Source organism: Halomonas sp. Ps84H-12 (assembly GCF_024124725.1).
In the GTDB taxonomy this organism is placed as follows: domain Bacteria; phylum Pseudomonadota; class Gammaproteobacteria; order Pseudomonadales; family Halomonadaceae; genus Vreelandella; species Vreelandella aquamarina.
Genome location: NZ_JAMXSJ010000026.1, coordinates 1 through 25,212, shown reverse-complemented (window position 1 = coordinate 25,212; position 25,212 = coordinate 1). Strand labels below are relative to the sequence as shown.

The window sequence follows — 25,212 nt, the reverse complement described above, 5'->3', positions numbered from 1 at the left end:
GCGAAATGGTATAGGAGCCGCCTTGTCAAGACAACCGCTGTTGCAAGCCCAATGACAAGCAGGACGCGCTTCGCCAAGCAAGGACGGCTATTCACGACCCAGCATGCTAGCCGAGTAGCGCCTGCACTTGACCTGCCAGCTTATTGGCTAAGCGATCCACATCCAAATGAGCGCGCCCTTCCACCATTACGCGGATTAATGGCTCGGTGCCGGATGGGCGCAGCAGTACCCGCCCTTGGTCCCCTAATTCAGCCTCTAATGCAGCAACAGCATCCAACAGCGGTTGGGCAGCCATAACCTCTTTGGCATTCGACCCTGCGGGCAAGCGCACATTAACCAGTGATTGCGGCACTTTTTCCAGCCCTTTCAGCAGCGATGGTAACGGCTTTTGCTCCCGCACCATTAACCCCAGCACCTGCAAGGCTGACACAATACCATCACCGGTCGTTTGTACGTGGCCACAGACAATGTGTCCCGACGCTTCGCCGCCCAGCTCCCAGCCGTTGGCTGCCATCATTTCCATCACGAAGCGGTCGCCTACTTTGGCACGCTGGAACGGGATACCGAGCCGGTCTAATGCCATCCCCAAGCCGAAGTTACTCATCAGCGTGCCGACCACGCCGCCTTCCAGAAGGCCGCGCTCAAAACGGTCACGGGCGATTAAGTACAAAATATCGTCGCCATCGACCTCACGACCATCCGCATCAACGAGCAGTACACGGTCGCCATCGCCATCGAAAGCAATGCCTAAATCCGCCCCTTGCTGAATTACCGCCGCCCGCAGCGCTGCTGGGTGTGTCGATCCCACATGGTGGTTGATATTTAATCCATCTGGCGCAGCGCCAATCACGCTCACTTCCGCCCCTAGCTCGCGAAAAACGCTGGGCGCGATATGGTAAGTGGCACCGTGGGCGCAATCCAATACCACTTTCAGTCCGTGCAGACTAAGTCGGTCCGGCAGGGTAGATTTACAGAACTCAATATAGCGGCCTGCGGCATCGTCAATGCGTGCCGCCTTACCTAGCTGCGCTGCATCGGCGGTGGTCAACGGGGCTTCCAGCATCGCTTCAATGCGGCCTTCCACGTCATCCGGCAGCTTTTTGCCTTCTGCGGAGAAAAACTTAATGCCGTTATCGTCAAACGGATTATGAGAAGCTGAAATCACAATGCCCGCATCCGCCCGGAAGGTACGTGTGAGATAAGCGATCCCAGGCGTGGGCATCGGCCCTAACAGGGAAACATCCACACCGGCGGCTGAAAGCCCCGCTTCCAGCGCCGACTCAAACATATAGCCAGAAATACGCGTGTCTTTACCAATTAATACCCGCGTGCGGCCCTTTTCACGGCGCAGCACCTGCCCAGCGGCCCACCCCAACTTGAGCATAAAGTCAGCAGTAATCGGTGACTGCCCAACGGTACCGCGAATACCATCAGTGCCAAAATAGCGTCGTGTCATAACGAGAGTTCCTTATCAACGGGCGGCTCACAGCCCTCTTGTAGTACCGCCCAAGCCATATTCACAGCATCCACTGTAGGCCCAACATCATGCACTCGTAGAATGCTCGCCCCACGTTCAACCGCCATAGCCGACAAAGCCAAGCCGCCAGCTAACCGCTCTTCTACCGGACGACCCAGTACTTTGCCAATCATGCTTTTACGTGACATGCCTACCAATATCGGCAGATCAAGCGCGAGCAGCGACTCCATATACTTGAGCAAACGCAGGTTATGCTCGACGGTTTTGCCAAACCCAAAGCCAGGGTCGATCAAAAGACGATGACGGCGCAGCCCTGCCGCTTCACAAGCATCGATACGCTCGGATAAATACGCCGCGACCGCACGCTCTACGGGCTCGCTGTACTCAGGAGAGTGCTGCATGTTCTGCGGCTCACCCTGGCGGTGCATCAGACACACAGGCAAACCGCTACTGGCGGCAGCTGCCAGTGCGCCCTCGCGCTCTAGCGCACGCACATCGTTAATCATCCCCGCCCCTAAGGCGCTGGCTTCACGAATTACCGTGGCGCTGCTGGTATCCACCGATACCAACGCATCTAGTTCGCGCACCAGCGCTTCCACTACGGGTGCGACACGGTCTAGCTCTTGCTGCTCAGAAACCGCCATAGCGCCTGGACGGGTCGATTCGCCGCCCACATCAATCAAGGCAGCGCCTTCGGCCAGCATGCGCTCGGCGTGGCGTAGCGCATCTTCTAAGGCAACATGCTGACCACCATCGGAGAACGAATCAGGCGTGACGTTCAAAATACCCATCACCCGTGGAAACGAAAGATCAAGCGTATGGCGCCCACAGCGCAGCTGCAAAGCACTCTCTGCTTGGCGTGAAGGCGATGAAGGCGATGAAGGGTCAACGTTCGGTGTCATGCTACCGCCTAAAAATAGAAAAGAAACGTAACTGCTATTGGCCCACAGCATAACAAAAAGGCGCCCCAATATGGGACGCCTTTGCTAACACCAGCAGTATGGCTTGATTAAGGACCTGCAGGGCCACCTAGCGGGTCAGATGGACGACGGCGAGGCTCATCGTCACCCTCTTCGCCTTCATCGCTTGACGCGTTAGGCGCTTGGTCATCCGCTTTCGCTTCTGGCTTATCGTCGCTGATGCGCATTCCACCACCGGAGGAGTCACCGTCGTTCCAGCCTTCCGGCGGACGCGGGTCACGTCCTTCCATGATGTCTTTAAGCTGGCTGGCGTCGATGGTTTCAAACTTCATCAGCGCTTCTGCCATGGCATCCAGCTTGTCGCGGTTGTCATGCAGAATCTGACGCGCCTGCTCGTAACACTCATCGATAATCTTGCGCACTTCTTTATCAAGACGCGCGGTGGTTTCTCCAGATTTCAGCTTACCACCGCCCTGACCAGGGCCACCGAGGAACTGGTGAGACTCGTCCTCATCGTACATGATCGGACCCATCTCATCCGAGAGACCCCATTTGGCCACCATGTTGTGAGCCAGCTCAGTGGCACGCTTGATGTCGTTAGATGCACCAGTGGTCACACCGTTAGCACCCAGCGTCATCTCTTCGGCAATACGACCGCCAAACAGCGAGCAGATCTGGCTGATAATTTGCTGGCGCGACAGGCTGTAGCGATCCTCTTCCGGCAGGAACATCGTCACACCCAGCGCGCGGCCACGGGGAATAATCGTCACCTTGTAGACCGGATCGTGCTCAGGCATGACCAAGCCAATAATCGCGTGGCCTGCTTCGTGATAAGCGGTATTGAGCTTCTCTTTATCGGTCATGACCATGGATTTGCGCTCAGCGCCCATCATGATCTTGTCCTTGGCCAGCTCAAGCTCTTCCATGCCTACCAGGCGCTTGTTACGACGCGCCGCAAACAGGGCAGCCTCGTTCACCAGGTTGGCCAGGTCGGCACCGGAGAAGCCAGGCGTACCACGGGCAATCAGCTGCGGCTTCACGTCATCCGCCAGCGGCACCTTGCGCAGGTGAACGCCCAGAATATGCTCACGGCCACGGATATCCGGCAAGCCCACGGTTACCTGACGGTCGAAGCGGCCCGGGCGCAGCAGCGCGGGGTCAAGAACGTCCGGGCGGTTGGTGGCGGCGATGACAATAATGCCCTCGTTGGCTTCAAAGCCGTCCATCTCGACCAGCAGCTGGTTCAGCGTCTGCTCACGCTCATCATTACCACCACCCATGCCGGTACCGCGCGAGCGGCCAACAGCATCGATTTCGTCGATAAAGATAATGCAGGGCGCCTGCTTCTTGGCCTGTTCGAACATGTCGCGTACGCGGGACGCACCCACACCGACGAACATTTCAACGAAGTCGGAACCCGAGATGGAGAAGAACGGCACTTTAGCTTCGCCCGCGATAGACTTGGCCAGCAGCGTTTTACCGGTACCGGGCGGGCCCACCATCAGTACGCCGCGGGGAATGGTACCCCCCAGACGCTGGAACTTGGTCGGGTCGCGCAGGAAGTCGACCAGCTCTTCTACTTCCTCCTTCGCTTCGTCGCAGCCTGCGACATCGGCAAAGGTGGTTTTGATCTGATCCTGGGAGAGCAGCTTCGCCTTGGATTTGCCAAAGCTCATCGGGCCACCCTTGCCACCACCGGCACCGCCTTGCATCTGGCGCATGAAGAACATGAAGATCGCCAGAATGAGCAGGATCGGGAAACTGGCAATCAGTAGCCGCGTCCAGATGCTTTGCTGCTCCGGCGCCTTGCCGACCACCGTGACATTGTTGCTCAGCAGGTCGTCGATCAGCTTGGGATCTTCTGCGGCAGGGCGGATGGTCTGGAACTGCGAACCATCGATCCGCTCACCGGTGATGGTATACCCATCGATGGTGACGCTGCGGATCTGCTGATTTTGCACCTGCTGCACAAACTGGGAGTAGTTAGTGGTTTGCGGTGCGCTTTCCGTACTGAAATTATTGAACACTGTCAGTAGAACGGCCGCGATGACCAACCACAGAATCAGGTTCTTCGCCATATCGTTCAAGGGGCTACCCTCATTACAAGAATCCGTCAGTTAACCGCTAATACTCTGACCTTACACTAGAGCTTAACGTTCAACCATTGCCAAAGCACATTTGGCTTTGGGCCATCTGTGTCACGTTCGTCCAATGTACATAATGTGACACACCTTACGCTTGCCTGTCTGGCAATCGTGGTGATAAATCTTTGCTATAGCACTTTGCCATAACACCAGGGCCTTGCCAGCACTGGTTTAACCGCGAAAACCCTCCGCCAAAAAATAGACTTCTCGGGAGCGCGCCCGGGAGGCATCCGGTTTGCGGGTAACCACGCGGTCAAAACTGCCGCGCAGCTCTTTTAGGTAGGCGTCAAAGCCTTCCCCCTGGAAGACCTTTACCAAAAACCGCCCTTTGGGCGAGAGCGTTTCACGGGCCAACTCCAACGCCAGCTCGACAAGATACATCGCTTGTGGCTGATCGATGGCTGCCATACCACTCATATTGGGGGCCATGTCCGACATAACAAGGTCTACCGGACGATTTCCCAGGCGCTCAAGAATCGCGTTAAGTACGCTCTCCTCGGTAAAATCGCCCTGAATAAAGTCCACCCCTGCCAGCGCATCCATCTCCAGAATATCAGAGGCGATGACCACGCCCTCTGGCCCGACTTTTTCGGCGGCGATTTGGCTCCATCCACCGGGGGCTGCCCCCAGATCAATGATCGTCATACCATTACGAAACAGTTTATCCTTCTCATCCAGCTCTAGCAGCTTATAGCTCGCCCGGGAGCGGTAGCCATCCTGCCAGCTCTGTTTTACGTACTGGTCGTCGAAATGTTCTTTCTTCCAGTTGTTGCTGGTTTTGCTCACTGAATGTTTACGGCTTGGAGGCTTTTGCTGCATGTGGGAATCTGACACTGGAATAAGAGATGGGTGCGTTCACGTGATTGCTTTCACTTAGCGGCATTTCACCGTAAGATGGAACGTTAAGCGCTAACCGGGATACCGCAAGATACCATGAGCTTGTCACAGGCACAAAAGAAAGCATTTCGTAGCATTGGCCACCATTTGAACCCCGTGGTCACCGTTTCTGAGAACGGCGTCTCCGAAAACCTGCTCGCAGAACTCAGCCGCGCGCTCAACGACCACGAGCTGATCAAAGTGAAGCTCGCCCTGCCCGAGCGGGATGATCGCGCCGCGATGATCAACGAGCTGCTGGCTGACAGCAAGGCCGAGCTGGTGCAGACCATTGGCAAAATGGCGCTGCTTTATCGCCGCAACCCAAAGGCTAACCCCAAGCTCTCCAACGTTACCCGCTTCGAAAACCATCACGGGCGGCACTAAAGCACACAGTACTATGCTGACACGGTGCCAAGCGCCGCTAAGCTAAAAGGCCCGAAGCAGCTACCTGCATCGGGCCTTTTTTATGGCGCTATCCGCACAATATTAGAGGTGTTCAACACTCTCAATTTCGTACTCAACGTCGCCGCCGGGCGTTTTCACCACCACCACATCGCCCTCTTCTTTACCAATCAGCGCGCGCGCAATGGGTGAAGTGACCGAAATACGCCCCGCTTTAATGTCGGCTTCATCTTCGCCAACAATGCGATAGGTAACGCTGGCATCACTATCCAGGTTCAAGAGCGACACAGTCACCCCAAAAATCACCTTGCCGGTTTTCGGCAGCTTGGTGACATCAATCACCTGGGCGCCAGAGAGCTTACTCTCGATTTCCTGAATACGGCCTTCAATAAACCCCTGTTGTTCACGGGCGGCGTGGTACTCGGCGTTCTCCTTGAGATCGCCGTGTTCACGCGCTTCAGCGATGGCCGCAATCACCTGAGGGCGAGCTTCGCCCTTCAAGTGGTTGAGCTCTTCGCGAAGACTTTTTTCTCCCGCTACCGTCATCGGGACCTTGTTCATTGACTTGCTCCTGCATGCAGATCCTGAAGGCGCCGCACCGTAATCTCCCTACCGTACTCTAGCGCCATGCAAACAGCATTAGCGCCCGCCAAGGTGGTCGCATAGGGCACCTTGCGCGCGAGAGCAGTACGGCGAATGATCGAAGAGTCGTTGATTGCCTGACGACCTTCGGTGGTATTCACGATGTAGGCGATTTCGTCGTTCTTCAGCAGATCGACGATATGGGGACGGCCTTCGTAGACTTTATTGACGTGCTCCACGGGCAGCCCGGCGGCTTCGAGGGCCGCAGCGGTACCGCGTGTTGCACATAGCGTGAAGCCCAATGTTAGCAGAGAACGGGCCACTTCGATAATCCCCTGCTTATCAGGCTCACGCACCGACAGGAACGCTTTACGGTCGCCATCCAGCGCCGGGATCGCCTCGCCCGCGCCCAGCTGCGCCTTGAAAAAGGCTTCCGCGAAGGTATCGCCCGAGCCCATCACTTCACCGGTGGATTTCATTTCCGGCGAGAGAATTGGATCAACGCCCTGGAACTTGTTGAACGGGAAGACCGCTTCTTTGACGCTATAGAAGTGCGGCACTATCTCACGTTCGAAGCCCTGCTCGGCCAGCGTCTTACCAGCCATGCAGCGCGCGGCAATCTGCGCCAGCGAGGTGCCGATGCACTTGGAAACAAACGGCACGGTACGCGATGCACGAGGGTTGACCTCGATCACGTAGATCTCGCCCTCCTGCCAGGCCAGCTGCACGTTCATCAGGCCTTTGACGCCCAGCTCCACGGCCATTTTCTTGACCTGCTCACGCATCTCGTCCTGCACGTCGGCAGGCAGCGAGTAAGGCGGCAGCGCGCAGGCGGAGTCACCGGAGTGAACGCCCGCTTGCTCGACGTGCTGCATGATACCGCCAATCACGACCTGCTGGCCGTCAGAGACCGCATCGATATCCACTTCCACCGCCGCGCTCAGGAAGTGATCCAGCAGTACCGGAGAGTCGTTAGAGACCTTCACCGCGTTGGTCATGTAGTTTTCGAGCTCAGAGGCATCGTAGACGATCTCCATGGCACGGCCACCTAGTACGTAGCTGGGGCGCACGACCAGCGGGTAGCCGATCTTCTCGGCCTTGGTGAAGGCTTCTTCGAAGCTCCGGGCCGTGGCGTTGGGCGGCTGCTTCAGGTCGAGCTTGTCGATCATCACCTGGAAGCGCTCGCGGTCTTCGGCGCGATCGATGGCGTCCGGCGTGGTACCGATGATCGGCACGCCTGCCGCTTCCAGCTCACGAGCCAGCTTCAGCGGCGTTTGGCCGCCGAACTGGACGATGACGCCCACCGGCTTCTCCTTGTCGGCGATTTCCAGCACGTCTTCCAGCGTCACCGGCTCGAAGTAGAGACGGTCGGAGGTGTCGTAGTCGGTGGAGACGGTTTCCGGGTTGCAGTTGACCATGATGGTTTCATAGCCGTCGTCGCGCATGGCGAAGGCGGCGTGCACACAGCAGTAGTCGAACTCGATACCCTGACCGATACGGTTCGGGCCACCGCCCAGCACCATGATCTTCTGGCGATCCGACACGTCCGCTTCGCACTCCTCTTCATAGGTGGAGTACATGTAGGCGGTATCGGAAGCAAACTCGGCGGCACAGGTGTCCACGCGCTTGTACACCGGGCGAATGCCTGCTGCCTGACGCGTCTTGCGGAACTCCTTCTCGGAGACGCCCAGCAGCTTCGCCAGCCGCGCATCGGAGAAGCCCTTGCGCTTGAGCTGGAACAGCTCACGCGCCGAGAACTCTGCCAGGGCGCGCTTGGACACGGCGGCTTCGGTGAGAATCAGGTCTTCCATTTGCACCAGGAACCAGCGGTCGATGTTGGTCAGCGCAAAGATCTCTTCCACGCTCATACCAGCGCGCATAGCATCAGCCACAAAGAAGATACGCTCGGCACCCGCGGCCTGCAGCTCGCCCTTAATCTGGGCCATCGTTTCATCGGTGAACTCGGTAATGATCGGGTCGAGGCCGTCGTTACCGGTTTCCATACCGCGCAGCGCTTTTTGCAGCGACTCTTGGAACGTGCGGCCAATCGCCATCACTTCACCCACCGACTTCATCTGGGTGGTCAGGCGGTCGTTCGCTTGGGGGAATTTCTCGAACGTAAAGCGCGGAATTTTGGTCACGACATAGTCGATGGACGGCTCAAACGACGCTGGTGTTTGACCGCCAGTAATATCGTTCTGCAGCTCGTCAAGGGTGTAACCCACCGCCAGCTTCGCGGCGATTTTAGCAATCGGGAAACCGGTGGCCTTCGATGCCAGCGCCGACGAGCGCGACACACGCGGGTTCATCTCGATCACGACCAGACGACCGGTTTTCGGGTCCATACCAAACTGCACGTTGGAGCCGCCGGTTTCCACGCCGATTTCACGCAGTACCGCGAGGCTCGCGTCCCGCATGATCTGGTACTCTTTATCGGTCAGCGTTTGTGCCGGCGCGACAGTGATGGAGTCGCCGGTGTGGACGCCCATGGGGTCGAAGTTCTCGATGGCGCAAACGATAATGCAGTTATCGTTTTTGTCGCGCACCACTTCCATTTCGTACTCTTTCCAACCCAGCAGCGACTCATCAATCAGCAGCTCGTGGTTATTGGAAAGCTCGAAACCGCGGGTACAGATCTCTTCGAACTCTTCCTTGTTGTACGCCACACCGCCGCCAGAGCCACCCATGGTGTAGGAAGGACGAATAATTGTTGGGAAACCTAGCTCTGCCTGAATTTCCCACGCCTCGTCCATGGTGTGCGCCACTTTGGCTTTCGGGCACTCCAGGCCAATGCGCTTCATGGCTTGGTCGAACAGGTCGCGGTCTTCCGCCATATTAATGGCGTCGGCGTTGGCGCCGATCATCTCAACACTGTACTTAGCAAGTACGCCATGTTTTTCAAGATCCAGCGCACAGTTCAGCGCGGTTTGGCCGCCCATGGTGGGGAGAATGGCGTCCGGGCGCTCGACTTCGATAATTTTCTCAACCGCCTGCCAGGTAATCGGCTCGATGTAGGTGGCATCGGCCATGGCCGGGTCGGTCATGATGGTGGCCGGATTAGAGTTGACCAAAATAACCCGGTAACCCTCTTCGCGCAGCGCTTTACACGCCTGAGCGCCAGAGTAGTCGAATTCGCAGGCCTGGCCGATGACAATCGGACCAGCGCCAATGATAAGAATGCTATTGATATCGGTACGCTTAGGCATAACGGTTCCCGCAAAAAGTGGTGACGATGAGCATCAAAACGGCGTAACTAGGCAATGAGAGGCAGCGTGGCTAACTTAGCGGCGCGCCTGCATCATGGCGATAAAGCGATCAAATAGCGGCGCTACATCGCGCGGGCCAGGGCTGGCTTCCGGGTGGCCCTGAAAGCTAAACGCCGGGCGGTCGGTACGCTCAATGCCCTGCAGGGTGCCATCGAACAGCGAGCGGTGCGTGGCACGTACGTTGCTGGGCAGGGAGGCTTCATCGGCGGCAAAGCCATGGTTCTGGCTGGTGATCATCACCGTGCCGGTATCTAGGTCTTGTACCGGATGGTTAGCACCATGGTGGCCGTGGCCCATCTTGACGGTTTTGGCACCGGAGGCCAGCGCCAGCAGCTGGTGGCCCAAGCAAATGCCGAACACCGGCGTGTCGGTTTCCAACACTTCCTGGATCGCTTTGATGGCGTAGTCACAGGGCTCGGGGTCGCCGGGGCCGTTAGCCAGGAACACGCCATCCGGGTTCATCGCCAGCACCTCTGCCGCAGGCGTTTGCGCCGGCACCACGGTCAAGCGGCAGCCGCGCGCCGCCAGCATACGCAGGATGTTGAACTTCACGCCGTAATCAAACGCGACCACATGGTAAGGGCGCTCGCCCTGGCTCGCATCCGCATAGCCTTCGCCCAAGGCCCACTCGCCTTCCGACCACTCGTAAGCCTCTTTGCAGGAGACTTCCTTGGCTAAATCCATGCCCTTCAAGCCCGGAAATGCCTTCGCCGCCGCCAGCGCCCGCTCGACGGCATCCTCACCTTCTGCATCGACACCCGCCAGAATCGCACCGTTCTGGGCACCTTTATCGCGCAAAATACGCGTCAGGCGGCGGGTATCGATATCCGCAATACCCAGCACGTTGTGGCTTTTCAGGTAATCAGAGAGGGTTTGCTCAGAACGGAAGCTACTGGCCAGCAGGGGGAGATCGCGAATTACCAAGCCAGCTGCCGCAATCGAGGCGGACTCTACATCTTCAGAGTTAATGCCAGTGTTGCCGATGTGCGGGTAAGTCAGGGTGACGATTTGGCGGGTGTAAGAGGGGTCGGTGAGGATTTCCTGGTAGCCGGTCATGGCTGTATTGAACACCACCTCACCGCTTGTGACTCCATCCGCGCCAATGGCAGTTCCATGAAACACACTGCCATCTTCCAGGGCCAATATCGCGGGTTTGCTCAATGCGGGGTTATTCAAGACAAGTTCTCCCATGCTGGTGGGAGCCTGTGGGCGCAGGCTCGGCGATCCGGTTGTCGGCGTTTGCGTGCAAACGTCGGGTCGTAAAAAAGCGGGACGAAGCCGATAATAAAAAATCGGTTTCATCCCGCTTGTTGTTCTCTTTCCTTGGCCTTCATAACGGTGTTAGCCATGGCGCAGCATTTAGCTGACTACTTTTCCCACTTAACGGCCAGTGCAACAAGCGCGGTGCTCTCTCTGCTCTCTCTACAGCTCTTCACTGTAGATATTTTGCTGCTCTTTGCAGCCACTGGGCCAAAATTTTTGGAATGTTACAGCATTTAGCGCATCAGGGCCAGCGCTTTATGCCGACCTTGGTCTAACACAAGCCCACGGCTCAGCTCAGCGCCAGCACGTCCTGCATGTCATAACGGCCATGCGGCTGAGCGGCCACCCAGCGTGCCGCCCGCACGGCCCCTTTGGCGAAGGTCATACGGCTGGAAGCTTTATGAGTGATTTCGATGCGCTCGCCTTCGGTGGCGAACATCACCGTGTGCTCACCGACGATATCGCCCGCCCGCACGGTAGCGAAGCCGATCTCTTTATCGGTACGCGGGCCGCACTGCCCAACCCGCTCAAACACGCCGTGCTCTTTCAAGGTACGGCCCAAACTTTCGGCCACCACTTCACCCATTTTAATGGCCGTGCCGGAAGGCGCATCGACTTTATAGCGGTGGTGGGACTCAATCACCTCAATATCGTAGCCTTCATCACCCAGCGCCTTGGCCGCCGTTTCCAGTAGCTTGAGCGTCAGGTTCACGCCCACGCTCATGTTGGGAGCAAACACCATGGCCACCTTATCGCGGTAGCTATCTAGCTCGGCCAGCTCTTCATCGTTCATACCGGTGGTGCCGATCACGATGCACTTACCGTGCTCAGCGCAGAATGCCAGATTCGCCAAGGTGACTTGGGGCGCAGTGAAGTCGATCAGCACGTCGAAGTCATCCACAATGGCGTCGAGCGAATCCACGGCGGCCACACCACGCTTACCCACACCTGCCAGCTCGCCGATATCTACGCCCGCCAGGGAGCTGCCCGGCTCCACAATACCGCCTGCAAGCGAGGCATCAGCCTGTTGCTCAACAGCGTTAACTAACGTGCGGCCCATGCGGCCAGCTACGCCTACAATGGCAATTCGGGTCATGGAAACTCCTACGCGTGCGCTATTTGGCATCAACTAGAAACAAAAAAGGTGGCCGCGATTATAGCAGACCACCCTTAGCGATGCGGCGCTAACGGCAGCGCCCTTCATGCACTTTCAATTCTCCCAGACAATCTCCAGCGACTCGTCTTTCGCCATACGCATTAGATGGCTCTCGACCACGCCCTCTAGCTGGTCCAAGTGCTCTTCTTCCAGGGTTTCGATGGAGACCAGTAGCCGATCAGGTTCGGCGTGCATCAGGCAAGTACCGCTGGCAAACACGATCTTGGCGTCCTGCTCACTGTGCTCCACCTCAAGCTTATGCGCCCAGTGTTTACACAGGCGGTTGATCAACCGCGCGCCGGATGGGGTGGCAATTTCTGCTCGGGATAAAGGCATAGAGATCTCTCCATATAGGTGGCGGGTGAGCACCCACTAGCCTAATCCCCACCGCGATAAGAGCCAAGCGTTGAATGAGAATTCGTTGCAACGGTGCAGCCACCTAGCTACATGCAACAAAAAACCAGCACCCAATGGATGCTGGTTTTTAGCGTTGCTACACAAACTGCATGAAATAGATAAAGACCTTACGGCTTCATCTCTTCAAAGAACTTCTTCACGCTATCGAAGAAGCCAGTCTTCTTCGGCGAGTGGCTATGACTATTGCTGTCATCAAAGCTCTTTTGCAGCTGGCGAAGCAGGTCTTTCTGCTCGTCGTTGAGGTTGACGGGCGTTTCCAACACTACTTTGCACAGCAGGTCGCCGGGGGCACCGCCGCGTACCGGCTTCACGCCTTTGCCGCGCAGGCGGAAGAGTTTGCCGGTTTGGGTTTCCGGCGGGATCTTCAGCTTCACGCGACCATCTAGCGTGGGCACTTCCAGCTCGCCACCTAACGCTGCATCAACAAAGTTGATCGGCACGTCGCACTGCAGGTGCTTACCGTCACGCTTGAAGATGTGGTGCGGCTTAATGGACACCTGAACGTACAGATCGCCCGCCGGGCCACCGTTCACGCCGCTCTCGCCTTCGCCGTTGAGACGAATACGGTCTCCCGTATCCACACCCGGCGGAATCTTCACCGAGAGGGTGCGGGTTTCGCGCACGCGCCCTTCGCCGTTACATTTGTGGCACGGCACTTTGATGTGCTGGCCACTGCCGTGACAGGTCGGGCAGGTTTGCTGAACCGCAAAGAAGCCCTGCTGCATGCGTACTTGGCCGTGACCATGACAGGTCGGGCAGGTCTCTTTGGTGGAGCCCGGCTCGGCGCCGCCACCGTCACAGCGGTCACACTCAATATGACGCGGGACGCGAATATCCACCGTGGTGCCCGCCACTGCGCTCTCTAGATCCAGCTCTAGGTTGTAGCGCAGGTCGGAACCCCGTGCAGGTGCGTTGGGCCCACGACGACGGCCACCGCCGCCACCGAAGATATCGCCAAACACATCGCCGAAGATATCGCTGAAATCGCCAGCGCCGCCGCCACCGAAGCCGCCGCCCTGGCCGTCCACACCGGCATGGCCGAACTGGTCGTAGGCCGCGCGCTTCTCACCATCGCTCAGAACTTCGTAAGCTTCCGACACTTCGCGGAATTTTTCCGCTGCGGAGGTATCGTCCGGGTTTCGATCAGGGTGGAATTTTTGCGCCAGACGGCGATAGGCCTTTTTGATCTCTTTCTGATCGGCCCCTTTTTCGACACCCAGGACTTCGTAATAATCGCGTTTGGACATGGGTCCTACGCCTCCTGGTTAGCTACACACTATAGGCGTCTCGGCCGCGGAAACAGCAACGCGGGAGTTGCCTCCCGCGTCACCGCTTTCCTTGGCAGAAAGAGGTGGGTTACTGCTTCTTCTTGTCGTCGTTGACTTCTTCGTACTCGGCGTCAACCACGTCATCGTCCTGCTTGGTGTTGGCTTCTTCAGCACCTTCACCACCCGCCTGGGCCGCTTCTGCCTGTTCGGCGTACATCTTTTGCGCCAGCTGGCCGGAGACTTCGGTCAGCGCATCCAGTTTCTTCTGGATGTCGTCCTGGTCATCGGTTTTCACCGCTTCTTCCAGTTCGGCGATGGCGGTTTCGATGGCCTGTTTCTCGTCATCGGTGGCCTTATCGCCCGCTTCTTGAACGGTCTTACGGGTGGCGTGAATCATGCCGTCCGCTTGGTTACGCAGCTGCACCAGCGCTTCGAACTTTTTGTCTTCGTCCGCGTGGGCTTCGGCATCACGTACCATTTGCTCGATCTCTTCATCGGAGAGGCCGCTAGACGCCTTGATGACGATGGACTGCTCTTTACCGGTCGCCTTGTCTTTGGCAGATACGTTCAGAATACCGTTGGCATCGAGGTCGAACGCCACTTCGATCTGCGGCACACCGCGCGGTGCCGGCGGAATGTCGGCGAGGTCGAAGCGACCCAGCGACTTGTTCTGCGACACTTGCTTACGCTCACCTTGAACGACGTGAATGGTCACGGCGGTCTGGTTGTCATCCGCGGTCGAGAAGGTTTGCGTCTTCTTGGTCGGGATGGTGGTGTTCTTGTCGATCAGCGGCGTCATCACGCCACCCAGGGTTTCGATACCCAGGGTCAGCGGGGTAACGTCAAGCAGCAGAACGTCTTTTACGTCGCCACCCAATACACCGCCCTGAATCGCAGCGCCCACGGCAACCGCTTCATCCGGGTTCACGTCTTTACGGGCTTCTTTACCGAAGAAGTCTGCCGCTTTCTTCTGAACCAACGGCATGCGGGTCTGACCGCCGACCAGGATCACTTCGTCGATTTCAGAAGCGGATAAGCCTGCATCTTTCAGCGCCATTTTGCACGGCTCGAGCGAACGCTGTACCAGGTCTTCGACCAGCGACTCCAGTTTGGCACGAGTCACCTTCACGTTGAGGTGTTTCGGGCCAGTGTTGTCGGCGGTGATGTACGGCAAGTTCACATCGGTCTGCTGGGCGCTGGAAAGCTCGATTTTGGCTTTCTCGGCGGCTTCTTTCAGACGCTGCATGGCCAGATTGTCACCAGACAAATCGATACCGCTGTCCGACTTGAACTGATCGACCAGATAGTTGATCAGCGCGAGGTCGAAATCTTCACCACCCAGGAAGGTGTCACCGTTGGTTGCCAATACTTCGAACTGCGTTTCGCCATCCACGTCGGCGACTTCGATGATGGAAATATCGAAGGTACCACCACCCAAGTCGTAGACTGCGATGGTTTTGTCGCCACGGGCTTTGTCCATGCCGTAGGCCAGAGCAGCAGCGGTCGGCTCGTTGATGATACGCTTGACGTCTAGACCGGCAATGCGGCCTGCATCTTTAGTAGCCTGACGCTGGCTGTCGTTGAAGTAGGCCGGTACGGTGATGACCGCTTCGGTGACCGCTTCGCCGAGATAATCTTCGGCGGTTTTCTTCATCTTCTTCAGCACTTCCGCGCTCACCTGCGGCGGCGCCATTTTTTTGCCTTTTACTTCTACCCACGCGTCACCGTTGTCGGCTTCGGCGATTTTGTAGGGCACCATCTTGATGTCTTTTTGAACGACGTCGTCTTTGAAGCGACGGCCGATCAGACGCTTGATGGCGTAAAGAGTGTTTTCCGGGTTAGTCACGGCCTGGCGCTTGGCGGCCTGGCCTACCAGGATTTCACCGTCGTCGGTGTAGGCAATGATAGAAGGCGTGGTACGACCGCCTTCGGCGTTTTCAATGACTTTAGCGCTGTCACCATCGAGCACGGCCACACAAGAGTTAGTGGTGCCCAGGTCGATACCAATAATGCGTCCCATAGTAAAAACCTCGAATTCAGTTGTTACAAAACTAAAAAATTTGTTCTTTAAACAAGTTGCGGGCTTATCCCGCGGGGTTGACCTTTATTTGGGGGCCGCTTGCCGCATTTCAAGGGCTTTTTTTGCGGCAATGCGTCAACGCGGCTTAATTCGCTTTTTGGCTGACCACGACCATGGCAGGACGCACGAGGCGGCCGTTCAACAGATAGCCTTTCTGCATCACATCCATCACGGTATTGGGGTCGAGCTCTGGGTTCGGCACCATCGCCATGGCTTCATGCACCTGTGGATCGAAGGGCTCGCCCTGAGGCTCGATGCTTTCGACGCCAAACTTGCTCAGCACGTCGAGCTGCATCTTGAGGGTCATGGAGACACCTTCGCGATGCGCCTCGGACGCATCGTCCTGCATGCTTTCCAGCGCTTTCTCCAAGCTATCCACCACGGGCAGCAGCTCTTTGACAAACTTCTCTAGGGCAAACTTGCGCGCCTTTTCGGCTTCTTGCTCCGCCCGGCGGCGAACATTCTGAGCTTCGGCAGCAGCCCGCAGCGCTTGGTCTTTGGCTTCCGCCAGGCTCTGCTCGAGTTCTTCTACCTGAGCGGCCAGCACGTCGGCCTCGGGGCTGCCAGCGCTATCTTTCAGCGGTGCATCGTCATCGATCAGCCCTTCCAGTTCGCCTTCCACCAACCGCTCTTCGGCAGACTGGTCGGTGACCTCTGCTTCCTGCTCTTGGCGTGCCAGCTCATCTTCCAACGGGGTTTGCGGTTCTTTTGCCATGCCTTGCTCCTGGAATAAGTAACGGTGCCGGTGGCGGCCACCTGAGGTAAGTAGCGGGTGTTAACCACGTATGCAGCCTATATGGGGGCCATCAAAGCCATCTCAAGAGGGGCATTGAAGTGAGTTATCGACTACTGTATAAAACAACAATCATTGGATAAGTATCCAGCTTCTGTGCCGCACCGCCTCAGGAGGCCTTATGCTTACGCAGCTAGCGATCCAAGACTATGCGATCGTTGACCGTCTCGAACTCGACCTCACCCGTGGCATGACCGCCATTACGGGGGAAACCGGGGCGGGTAAATCCATTCTGCTGGGTGCTCTGGGGCTCTGCCTGGGCGAGCGCGCCGATGCGGGTAGCGTGCGCCACGGCTGCGAGCGAACCGACCTCTCCGCCCGTTTCGATATCCAGCACCTGCCCGCAGCAGCCGAGTGGCTCGACGCCCGCGAGCTACCTGCCGATGAGTGTCTCTTGCGTCGCGTGGTTACTGCCAACGGGCGCTCCAAGGCGTGGATCAATGGCCACCCAGCGACCATTGCCGATTTGAAATCTCTGGGTGAACAGCTGATTCAGATTCATGGCCAGCATGCCCACCAAGCCTTGATGCGGGAAGAGACGCACTTGGCGCTACTGGATGACTACGCCGGGCTTCGCGAACGCAGCCAGCAGCTCGCCGAGACGTTCCGCGAGTGGCGCAGTGCCCGCCGTCGGCTGAAAAAACTCAGTGAAGAGGGCAGCGAAGTCGAGGCCAAACGCCAACTGCTGCGCTATCAAGTCGAGGAGTTGGACCAGTTGGGCCTTGCCGAAGGCGAGCTGCAAACCTTGGAAGAGGAGCAGCACACCCTGGCCCACGCCGAAGAGACCCTACGTGAAACCCAGTTTGCCGCCGACTGCTGCGAAAGCGATGAAGGGGGCGCGCTGTCGCTTCTCAACCAAGCCTACGCCCACTTGAGTGCGCTGCCCGGCAGCGATAAAGGCACGCTGGCCAATACGCTCACCATGTTGAGCGATGCCCGAATTCAAGTCGAAGAAGCCGCTAGCGAGCTGCACCGATTGGCCAGCACCACCGAACTGGACCCAGAGCGACTGGCGTGGGTCGAGGAGCGCATGGGCGACGTACACCGCATTGCCCGTAAGCACCACGTCGCTCCCGAAGAGATTTGCGCGCTGCATGCCCAACTCAAACAAGAGGTGGCGCAGCTCGAAGCCAGCGATGACGATCTAGAAGCCCTCAGCAGTCAAGTGGCCGAGTACCGCGAGCGTTACCGCAGCGAAGCCAAACAGCTCACCGAAGCACGCCAAAAGGCCGCTGTTCGCTTGGGCAAAGAGGTGCAGCAGCAGTTGGCCTTCCTGGCCATGGGCAAAGCACGTTTCGACGTGGACGTCACCCCACGCGAAACGCCTTCCCCCGAGGGCTTGGACCATGTGCAATTCCTGATCAGCGCCAACCCGGGCCAACCCGCCCGGCCGCTCACCAAAGTCGCTTCCGGCGGTGAGCTGTCGCGCATCAGCCTGGCCATTCAGGTGGTAGCGGCGTCGCATTCGACGATTCCGAGCTTGGTCTTCGATGAAGTGGACGTGGGTATTTCTGGGGCAACGGCGGAAATCGTCGGCCAACTGCTACGTAAACTAGGCGAAAACGGCCAGGTAATGACCGTGACCCACCTGCCTCAAGTGGCTGCCCAGGCGCACCAGCATCTGCACATCGAAAAGCGCGCCAAGCGAGACACCACACTCACCCACATGGCGCTGCTGGACGAACGCGGCCGGATTAGCGAGCTGGCGAGGATGCTGGGCGGCGTGACGCTTTCCGACCAAACCCTGGCCCACGCGCGGGAAATGCTGCACGCCAGCCAGCGCCCTCCTCACTAAGTTCAACCAAACTCAACCAAGCCCACGCCAAGCCTTTGCCCTTCGCCGGGCGAAGGCAGCGCTTCGGCCATCACGCGACCTACAAAAACGCCCCTGAGGCGCCAGATGAACTACTCTGGCACCCCAAGGGCGTTTTCATGTGGCAGCGGACTACTTGCGGTTCGTGGGGCCACTGTCCTGGCGCGTGACGTCCGACCCACGGGGGCGTACGTACAGCACCAGAGCGTGGTCCACTAGCTCGTAGCCGTGCTCTTCGGCGATCTCTTGCTGGCGACGCTCGATGATGTCATCGACAAATTCGATGATCTCACCGCTTTCCAGACACACCATATGGTCGTGGTGGTCTTCTTGGGTCATCTCGAATACTGCATGGCCACCGTCAAAGTTGTGACGAATCACAAGGCCCGCTGATTCAAACTGAGTCAGCACGCGGTAGACAGTTGCCAGGCCAACATCCTCGCCCGCATCAATCAGTGTTTTATACACTTCTTCTGCGCTAAGGTGGTGTTGGCCCGAAGCATTTTCGAGAATCTGCAGGATCTTGACGCGCGGCAGGGTCACTTTCAGCCCGGCTTTGCGTAGTTCATGGTTCTGATCGGCCATGGTTGCTCTTCGCAGTAACAGGTTAGGTCGGGTATCATCGACCGAAACCACGATAGTGAAGAACAGGCTCAAATGCAAAAATTGACTCGTATCATTACCCTTTCCGTCGCCCTGACCGTTGTCAGTGGCTGTAGCTATGTCGGCGTTTATAAGCGTGACATCCCCCAGGGCAACCTGATCACCCAGGAGATGGTCAGCCAGCTCCAGCCGGGCATGACTCAAGAGCAGGTAGCCTACGTAATGGGCCGCCCACTGCTGGAAGCGCCCTTCGACTCCCGCGAATGGGACTACGTTTACCGCATCGATAAAGCCTATGAAAGTGTTGAGCAGCGCCGCGTCACGCTCACGTTTGATGATGCGAGCCGACTGGTCAACATTGAGCAGGAGGGAGACCTATCCCGCGACCTGCCGGTGAGCACAGACCGCGGTATGGGGCCAGCCGTTGAAGGTGCCGACCCGCTAGATGCACTGCCCAGCCAGCGAACGCCCACGCCGGAAACCACCCCCGAGCCGCAGCCGATCATCACTGGCGAGTAAGCGCCAGGCTACTGCTCTTTGGCCTGACGCTTGGCCCGCTCTAGGCGGGCCGCCTTCGGGTCGATCTGCAGCGGGCGATACACCTCCACACGATCGCCCTCGCGCAGCGGCTCCTTATCGGGGTGGCGCAACGCCTTGCCGAAGATGCCCAGCGGCGCCTGCTCGAAGGTCTTGGCGGGCAGTTCCTGAAACAGGCTGGGCAGGTCGGCCATGGCAACGGCTGCTCTGGCAGTGGTGCCGCTGGGTACCTTCAGCGCGACGATTCGCTGCTTGTGAGGCAGCGCGAAGGCCACCTCGACGGCAATATCATCAACGGCCATACAGTTCGTTGGCGCGCTTGGTGAAGGCATCGACCAATTGCCCGGCAATCTGCTGGAACAGTTTGCTAAACGCCATGCTCAGCAACCGATTGGCGAATACGAACTCCATTTCCAGGCTGACCTTGCAAGCATCATCCCCCATGGGGATGAACAGCCAGCGGCCTTTGAGCTGCTTGAAGGGCCCTTTGACCAGCGAAAGCTCGATCCGCTCTGGTGCGTGCAGGTCGTTGCGCGTAGTGATGGTTTGCTCGACCCCCGCACGACCCAGAGTCATTTCTCCGACCAGGTGCTGATCGTCCTTTTCCAGCAGACGCGCGCGGCGGCATCCCGGCAGGAACTCGGGGTAACGTTCGAAGTCATTGACCAAATCGAACATTTGTTGGGGGGTGTGCCGCACCAAGGCGGTACGATTAACGGTTGGCATTGACCTCTCCGCTGACTTCACAGTGCCCAAAGCGTATCATGGGAAACATTTTTTCAGACCTTGAATGGTATCACGCCTCCCCACATAACGAAGGGGGATGCTACTGACAGATCAACGATGAGGTTCCATGGCCACTAAGAAAGGTAACAGTAAGGGCCCCGGCAGCAGTGTCATTGCCCAGAACAAGAAGGCACGATTTGAGTACCATATCGACGAAACCTTCGAAGCGGGTTTAGCGCTGGCTGGCTGGGAAGTGAAAAGCCTGCGTGCTGGTAAAGCGCAGCTCACCGATACCTACATTTTAATTCGCAACGGCGAAGCGTTCCTGCTGGGCAGCCATATTATGCCGCTGAATACGGCCAGCACCCATGAAATTGCTGATCCCACGCGAACTCGTAAGCTGCTGCTTCACCGTAAAGAGATCGCCAAAATCTTTTCGGTCACCCAGGACAAGGGCCACACTTGTGTACCGCTCAAGCTCTACTGGAAGCGCAACAAAGTGAAGTGCGAACTGGCGCTGGTAACCGGTAAGAAACTCCATGATAAGCGGGCCACTGAGAAGGACCGCGACTGGAATCGCCAAAAAGGTCGAATTATGCGGGAACATAACAAGGCATAACTGGTCAATTAGCGATGAGCACGTTAGAATGCGGCTCTGACTAAGGGGGCGACATGGTTTCGACGCCGGTGACAAACCCTGCGGTGCATGCCGAGAGCGTGATGTATCTCGTAAATACCACATCACGAAAAATAGTCGCAAACGACGAAAACTACGCTCAAGGCGCGCTGGCAGCTTAAACCCTGCTAGCTTCTTGTCTGGCCCCAAGGTGATGTGCCTATTCATCACTGCGGGGATATGAGCTAAAGCTGATAGGACCGCGGTTGGCGGTGTCTTCTCGTCAACCGTTAAACTTTAGAAGGCTCGCGTGGCTGAATCCTGACCGTCGGAGTCAGTCGCGCTAAAGCAAATGACGGAATCTAAGCATGTAGAGCCAATGGGCGCGTGCTGGCGGACGCGGGTTCAATTCCCGCCGCCTCCACCAGACACCCCTACAAATCAAGCACCTACGGGTGCTTTTTTGTTTATTGGCCATCCCACTAGCCATCCCCCAAAACGCTACCCTGGCGGCATGTTCTGGCCTGTACGCAGGTGCGCCCCTTCATCATAGCCGCACCCCTCCTGTGTGTTGCCCCCCCCCCCTACCGGCCTTCGTCTTGATTTCTCACGAGTACTGAGACGGCTGGAAGTGGCTTTCATTGTGCCGATAAGCCGTGTCTAGCACATTGACTGGTAATGGTAGGGTTACTTATAGCCGACTATCGTCCAACTAATTCAGCCTAAATTCATTACATTATCTGGCGAAATTTACTATTAGCGAAACGGATAATTTCCAAAAAAAAGACGCAATAACTTATTTATCACAGGCTTTCATTCGGTTTTATTCCGTATTGCAGCGCAATATCGCTTGCTAAACTAGCGTCGCTTATTCCCCCTTCTTTTAACCATTATAAGGATAAACACACTATGATGACGTTACATCATGACCCAGGCCAGCTTCGAGTGACTCGTTGCTGGCCTTTTTTGTTAGCGGCCTTATTATTTTTTATTAGCCCAGCCGCTTTCGCGGTCACAGGTGAGATTGATTTAACCACCTCTGCGGTAGGGTTCTTCGCGGTGGCAGTCTTTGTCCTGGCCTATTCCTTGGTCATGGCCGAAGAGAAAATCCACATGCGCAAATCCAAGCCTGTGTTGGTGGCCGCCGGTATTATTTGGGGACTCATTGGCTGGGTATATGTCCAGAACGGCATGTCGGATACGTCCGAGTACGCGTTTCGCGTGACGCTTCTGGAGTTTACCGAGCTAATGTTGTTCCTGCTGGTCGCCATGACGTATATCAACGCCATGGAGGAGCGCCGAGTATTTGATGCGCTGCGCTCTTGGATGCTGCGCAAAGGCTTTAACTATCGTACGCTTTTTTGGCTAACGGGCGGCCTTGCCTTTATTCTTTCTCCGATTGCCGACAACTTAACCACTGCGCTGCTAATGTGTGCCGTCATCACTAAAGTAGCCGAAGGCGACAAACGCTTTATTAACCTTGCTTGTATCAATATTGTGGTCGCAGCAAACGCAGGCGGTGCTTTTAGTCCGTTTGGCGATATTACAACGCTGATGGTATGGCAGGCCGGTCTGATTGAATTCCAGGAGTTCTTTATCCTGTTTATTCCGTCGTTGGTTAATTTCCTGATCCCAGCGATGGTAATGAGCCTGTTTATTAAAGATCAAAAGCCCAGCAGCGTATATGAGGATGTACAGCTCAAGCGCGGAGCGCGACGCATTATTGCGCTCTTCTTGCTGACCATTGGTACAGCGGTGCTGTGTCATACACTGCTTCATCTTCCGCCCGTGCTGGGCATGATGACCGGCCTAGGCTACCTACAGTTTTTTGGTTACTACCTACGCCAGAGCCTGCCCCGTTCACTGGAACGCAAGCGGGAACGCTATAGCCGCCTGGGTGACAACAAAAAGCTGGAGCAGCTAGGGGGTGTCGTGCCGTTTGATGTCTTCAACCGCGTTGCTCGGGCAGAGTGGGACACACTGCTGTTTTTCTACGGAGTAGTGATGTGTGTCGGTGGCCTTGGCTTTATGGGTTACCTGGGGTTGCTTTCAGAAGCACTCTACACCGGCTGGAACGCTACGTGGGCGAATATTGCGCTAGGGGTAGTGTCTGCAGTGGTTGATAACATCCCGGTCATGTTCGCCGTACTTACCATGGAACCTGAAATGTCTCATGGGCACTGGCTGCTAATCACGTTGACGGCGGGCGTAGGTGGTAGCCTGCTATCGATTGGCTCAGCCGCTGGCGTGGCCGTGATGGGTCAAGCGCGTGGTTCTTATACCTTTATGGGGCACTTGCGCTGGTCGCCCGTGATTTTGCTGGGGTATATCGCCAGTATCCTGGTTCATATGTGGCTCAATGCCGAAAGCTTCGCGCTGTTTGGCTAGCCTTAGCAGGTAAACACGCTAGCCCGCCCAGCGCTCGTGCACTGGGCGGGCTCTTTAATACGCTTCGAAAATTTTCTAGATGGTGGACGCGAATCATAAGGAGGCTGAACAATATAAACACTCACGTTCTATGCTGCTGTCGAAAGCGGGCAAAAAGATCCATGGGTGACCACTTGCCTTGTAACCACGGCGCTAGTAAACGTGTTGAAAGCGGGATAAACACAAACACCATCACGGGAGTCAGCATCATGGTACTCACCAGCACCCGCGGAATGAGCGGCCACTCGGCTAACACACTGCCAAACGTCCACTGAAACAGTAGTGAAATGGGGAAAAACGCCAGCCAGACGGCTACGGCTTGCTTCCAGCGTGGTGGGGTAGCTCCAGGGCTTACCTTAAACCACGCATCCAAGCCTGTTGCCCGGTGCTCATGGGGCGCATCGTAAAGGCCTTTACCCCGCTCAAGCCAAGCATGGCGAGAGGCCGAATGCTCCCAAGCAGAAAGGGTTTCCTGGCTGTCAAAGCGAAAAATGATCTGATACTCATCATCTTCTTTAGGGGGCGCCAATACACCGGACCCCAAGTAGCCAGGAAAGTCAGCCGCGAGTTCACGACCTTCATTTAGCCAACGGTTAAAATCTTGGTAGCGACTATTCGCGACGCGACGAGCCACCATCAATGTGACAGGTGAGGCAGACATGGGTAATCTCCTAATGTGTAAGCAGCTGCTGCCGGGTAGGCGAGCTGCAAGCATTCAGGCGGGTAGTCCTGAAGCATGTGCCACATTATACAGGCAATATTAATGCCATGTATGTATCACCGGCGCGGGATTGGATGACGCTGCTCGCCACGCTGAAACGCTCGAACATGCTGATAAATATCAATGGCACTTTGAATGGCATCGGCCTCTAACGCATCTGGCTCAATCACCGGGCCATCCACACCGCCATTTTTTCGCATTATTTCATCAACATCGGCGCGATAGCGATCCAGCAAATGCTTAATATTCATGCGGATTCGGTGTAGCTCTAAATTAAATGCTTGGCGCTGTTCGGTGCGCTTAAAGACATCAAGAGGGTTTTCTGCAGACTCAATCAAGCTATCTAAGGTGTTGCACACTAAACGCTCGGCGGTGTTTAAATTAGGTATGACGGAGTAAACAAGCTCATTCAGCGTCATTTTTGCATTATATTGGGGCATAAGCAGGCTCAGCGGCGATTAAGTGGAACAATATCGTGAAAACGGCCTTGCTCGGTAAACGTTAACCGAAAAATACCATGAACCCCCTCCTCCCCCACCACGCGTCTAAGCGCTTGAGCAGGGAAAACAACCCAGCGACCATCTATACTTCGTGTACGCACATTGTCGTACTGCCCTTCATAGTGGGCAAGGCATTCGTTGGCACTTAGATGAATAATGACGTCTATTGAGAGCATAACGTTGCGCAATTCGGCTGGCTCGCAGATACTCTATACTAACTGAAATGGCCTAAACATCGGTAATCCCGCCTTATTCACGAGGGCGCTGATTGAGCGGTCTGAAGGTACTGGCTGTTGGCATTGCTTATCAGGATTCGCATCTTCAGCGCGAGTGGCTGTTGAGTAATGCCAGAACGCAGCCCTTTTCCTACTTACTTATAGCTCTTTGGAATCAATGGCGGCCGTCCAAGCAGCCGTGATCGCCGACCGCCGCTCCGGTCGCTCGCTTTCTGATGCTGTGGTGGTCTCGCAGGAGCGTCAGCTCAGTGCGGTCAGCTTCGGCAGCCCCTTAAGCAAGGTCGGCCACCACTTGTCGGCGGCGGCACCCAGATGAACGGTGATTCGCCGAGCGTGCAGCCTCAGCGTGGCGGCGACCTTCAGCACCTGCTCGCGCATCCGGCTGAGGC

Annotated in this window: 23 protein-coding genes, 1 other RNA gene and 1 pseudogene; 6 read left to right on the top strand and 19 right to left on the bottom strand. The window is 56.8% G+C overall.

The genetic code is table 11. The annotated features are described in order from the left end of the window. Positions 1-106: 106 nt before the first annotated feature. The 4 genes from glmM to rlmE form a co-directional block, all read right to left on the bottom strand. Positions 107-1,456: a phosphoglucosamine mutase gene (glmM, locus tag NH344_RS12975; RefSeq protein WP_044629470.1), complete on the bottom strand. Its 1,350-nt coding sequence runs from the start codon at positions 1,454-1,456 to the stop codon at positions 107-109. Beyond that, a complete protein-coding gene (gene folP, locus NH344_RS12970; RefSeq protein WP_044629501.1) occupies positions 1,453-2,379 on the bottom strand; it encodes a dihydropteroate synthase in 927 nt (308 codons plus the stop codon). Before folP ends, glmM begins: the two co-directional genes overlap by 4 nt. A gap of 107 nt (positions 2,380-2,486) precedes the next feature. Continuing rightward, the gene (gene ftsH, locus NH344_RS12965; RefSeq protein WP_044629469.1) at positions 2,487-4,484 is read right to left on the bottom strand and encodes an ATP-dependent zinc metalloprotease FtsH; all 1,998 of its coding nucleotides are present in this window, start codon (positions 4,482-4,484) and stop codon (positions 2,487-2,489) included. A 228-nt stretch (positions 4,485-4,712) separates the two neighbouring features. Next, complete coding sequence (rlmE, locus tag NH344_RS12960) at positions 4,713-5,360, bottom strand: 23S rRNA (uridine(2552)-2'-O)-methyltransferase RlmE (RefSeq protein ID WP_044629468.1); 648 nt, start codon at positions 5,358-5,360, stop codon at positions 4,713-4,715. 114 nt (positions 5,361-5,474) lie between these two features. Here rlmE and yhbY point away from each other — a divergent pair, with 114 nt between their 5' ends. Further along, a complete protein-coding gene (gene yhbY, locus NH344_RS12955) occupies positions 5,475-5,801 on the top strand; it encodes a ribosome assembly RNA-binding protein YhbY (RefSeq protein ID WP_016915916.1) in 327 nt (108 codons plus the stop codon). Between the two features lie 102 nt (positions 5,802-5,903). On the opposite strand, the gene greA is transcribed toward yhbY, so the two are convergent. The 8 genes from greA to grpE form a co-directional block, all read right to left on the bottom strand. Next, complete coding sequence (gene greA / locus NH344_RS12950) at positions 5,904-6,380, bottom strand: transcription elongation factor GreA (RefSeq protein ID WP_044629467.1); 477 nt, start codon at positions 6,378-6,380, stop codon at positions 5,904-5,906. Next, a complete protein-coding gene (gene carB / locus NH344_RS12945) occupies positions 6,377-9,607 on the bottom strand; it encodes a carbamoyl-phosphate synthase large subunit (RefSeq protein WP_044629466.1) in 3,231 nt (1,076 codons plus the stop codon). The genes greA and carB overlap by 4 nt, the downstream gene beginning before the upstream one ends. 75 nt (positions 9,608-9,682) lie before the next feature. Further along, positions 9,683-10,828 (bottom strand): glutamine-hydrolyzing carbamoyl-phosphate synthase small subunit, encoded by a 1,146-nt coding sequence (gene carA / locus NH344_RS12940; RefSeq protein WP_197931393.1) that lies wholly within the window; start codon positions 10,826-10,828, stop codon positions 9,683-9,685. 391 nt (positions 10,829-11,219) lie between these two features. Next, entirely contained in the window at positions 11,220-12,026 is an 807-nt protein-coding gene (gene dapB, locus NH344_RS12935; RefSeq protein WP_044629465.1) for a 4-hydroxy-tetrahydrodipicolinate reductase, read from the bottom strand. Between the two features lie 114 nt (positions 12,027-12,140). Next, the gene (locus tag NH344_RS12930; protein ID WP_044629464.1) at positions 12,141-12,422 is read right to left on the bottom strand and encodes a DUF2218 domain-containing protein; all 282 of its coding nucleotides are present in this window, start codon (positions 12,420-12,422) and stop codon (positions 12,141-12,143) included. Between the two features lie 188 nt (positions 12,423-12,610). Beyond that, on the bottom strand, positions 12,611-13,750 hold the full coding sequence (gene dnaJ, locus NH344_RS12925) for a molecular chaperone DnaJ (RefSeq protein ID WP_044629463.1): 1,140 nt from the start codon (positions 13,748-13,750) through the stop codon (positions 12,611-12,613). 109 nt (positions 13,751-13,859) lie between these two features. Next, entirely contained in the window at positions 13,860-15,791 is a 1,932-nt protein-coding gene (gene dnaK / locus NH344_RS12920) for a molecular chaperone DnaK (RefSeq protein WP_044629462.1), read from the bottom strand. Positions 15,792-15,936: 145 nt separating this feature from the next. Then, positions 15,937-16,566, bottom strand: a complete 630-nt coding sequence (grpE, locus tag NH344_RS12915; protein ID WP_044629461.1) for a nucleotide exchange factor GrpE — start codon at positions 16,564-16,566, stop codon at positions 15,937-15,939. Between the two features lie 199 nt (positions 16,567-16,765). Between grpE and recN the strand changes: the two genes are divergently transcribed. After that, positions 16,766-18,439, top strand: a complete 1,674-nt coding sequence (gene recN, locus NH344_RS12910; RefSeq protein WP_089674882.1) for a DNA repair protein RecN — start codon at positions 16,766-16,768, stop codon at positions 18,437-18,439. Between the two features lie 150 nt (positions 18,440-18,589). Here the strand turns inward: recN and fur are convergent, their stop codons facing one another. Further along, positions 18,590-19,042 (bottom strand): ferric iron uptake transcriptional regulator, encoded by a 453-nt coding sequence (gene fur, locus NH344_RS12905; RefSeq protein ID WP_016915905.1) that lies wholly within the window; start codon positions 19,040-19,042, stop codon positions 18,590-18,592. A gap of 72 nt (positions 19,043-19,114) precedes the next feature. Between fur and bamE the strand changes: the two genes are divergently transcribed. Continuing rightward, on the top strand, positions 19,115-19,579 hold the full coding sequence (bamE, locus tag NH344_RS12900) for an outer membrane protein assembly factor BamE (RefSeq protein ID WP_230835034.1): 465 nt from the start codon (positions 19,115-19,117) through the stop codon (positions 19,577-19,579). 8 nt (positions 19,580-19,587) lie between these two features. On the opposite strand, the gene NH344_RS12895 is transcribed toward bamE, so the two are convergent. Both NH344_RS12895 and NH344_RS12890 read right to left on the bottom strand, forming a co-directional pair. Then, a complete protein-coding gene (locus NH344_RS12895) occupies positions 19,588-19,899 on the bottom strand; it encodes an RnfH family protein (protein WP_044629458.1) in 312 nt (103 codons plus the stop codon). After that, positions 19,889-20,323 (bottom strand): type II toxin-antitoxin system RatA family toxin, encoded by a 435-nt coding sequence (locus NH344_RS12890; protein ID WP_230835035.1) that lies wholly within the window; start codon positions 20,321-20,323, stop codon positions 19,889-19,891. The genes NH344_RS12895 and NH344_RS12890 overlap by 11 nt, the downstream gene beginning before the upstream one ends. Before the next feature lie 127 nt (positions 20,324-20,450). Between NH344_RS12890 and smpB the strand changes: the two genes are divergently transcribed. The 3 genes from smpB to nhaD all read left to right on the top strand — a co-directional run bounded on the left by smpB (position 20,451) and on the right by nhaD (position 23,327). Beyond that, positions 20,451-20,942 (top strand): SsrA-binding protein SmpB, encoded by a 492-nt coding sequence (gene smpB, locus NH344_RS12885; protein ID WP_054640971.1) that lies wholly within the window; start codon positions 20,451-20,453, stop codon positions 20,940-20,942. 44 nt (positions 20,943-20,986) lie between these two features. Further along, positions 20,987-21,366: a transfer-messenger RNA gene (gene ssrA, locus NH344_RS12880) on the top strand. A 482-nt stretch (positions 21,367-21,848) separates the two neighbouring features. Then, positions 21,849-23,327 carry a sodium:proton antiporter NhaD gene (nhaD, locus tag NH344_RS12875; protein ID WP_044629456.1) on the top strand — a complete coding sequence of 493 codons (1,479 nt, stop codon included), beginning with the start codon at positions 21,849-21,851 and terminating at the stop codon, positions 23,325-23,327. A 121-nt stretch (positions 23,328-23,448) separates the two neighbouring features. Here nhaD and NH344_RS12870 read toward each other — a convergent pair whose 3' ends face one another. From NH344_RS12870 to NH344_RS12855, 4 genes and pseudogenes are all read right to left on the bottom strand, one after another. Continuing rightward, on the bottom strand, positions 23,449-24,027 hold the full coding sequence (locus NH344_RS12870; RefSeq protein ID WP_044629455.1) for an antibiotic biosynthesis monooxygenase: 579 nt from the start codon (positions 24,025-24,027) through the stop codon (positions 23,449-23,451). 116 nt (positions 24,028-24,143) lie between these two features. Beyond that, positions 24,144-24,527, bottom strand: coding sequence for a hypothetical protein (locus NH344_RS12865; protein WP_044629454.1), 384 nt, complete (start codon positions 24,525-24,527; stop codon positions 24,144-24,146). An 8-nt stretch (positions 24,528-24,535) separates the two neighbouring features. Next, the gene (locus NH344_RS12860) at positions 24,536-24,763 is read right to left on the bottom strand and encodes a DUF2835 family protein (protein WP_058578288.1); all 228 of its coding nucleotides are present in this window, start codon (positions 24,761-24,763) and stop codon (positions 24,536-24,538) included. 300 nt (positions 24,764-25,063) lie between these two features. Then, positions 25,064-25,212: pseudogene (locus tag NH344_RS12855) on the bottom strand (IS1380 family transposase); the annotation flags it as partial.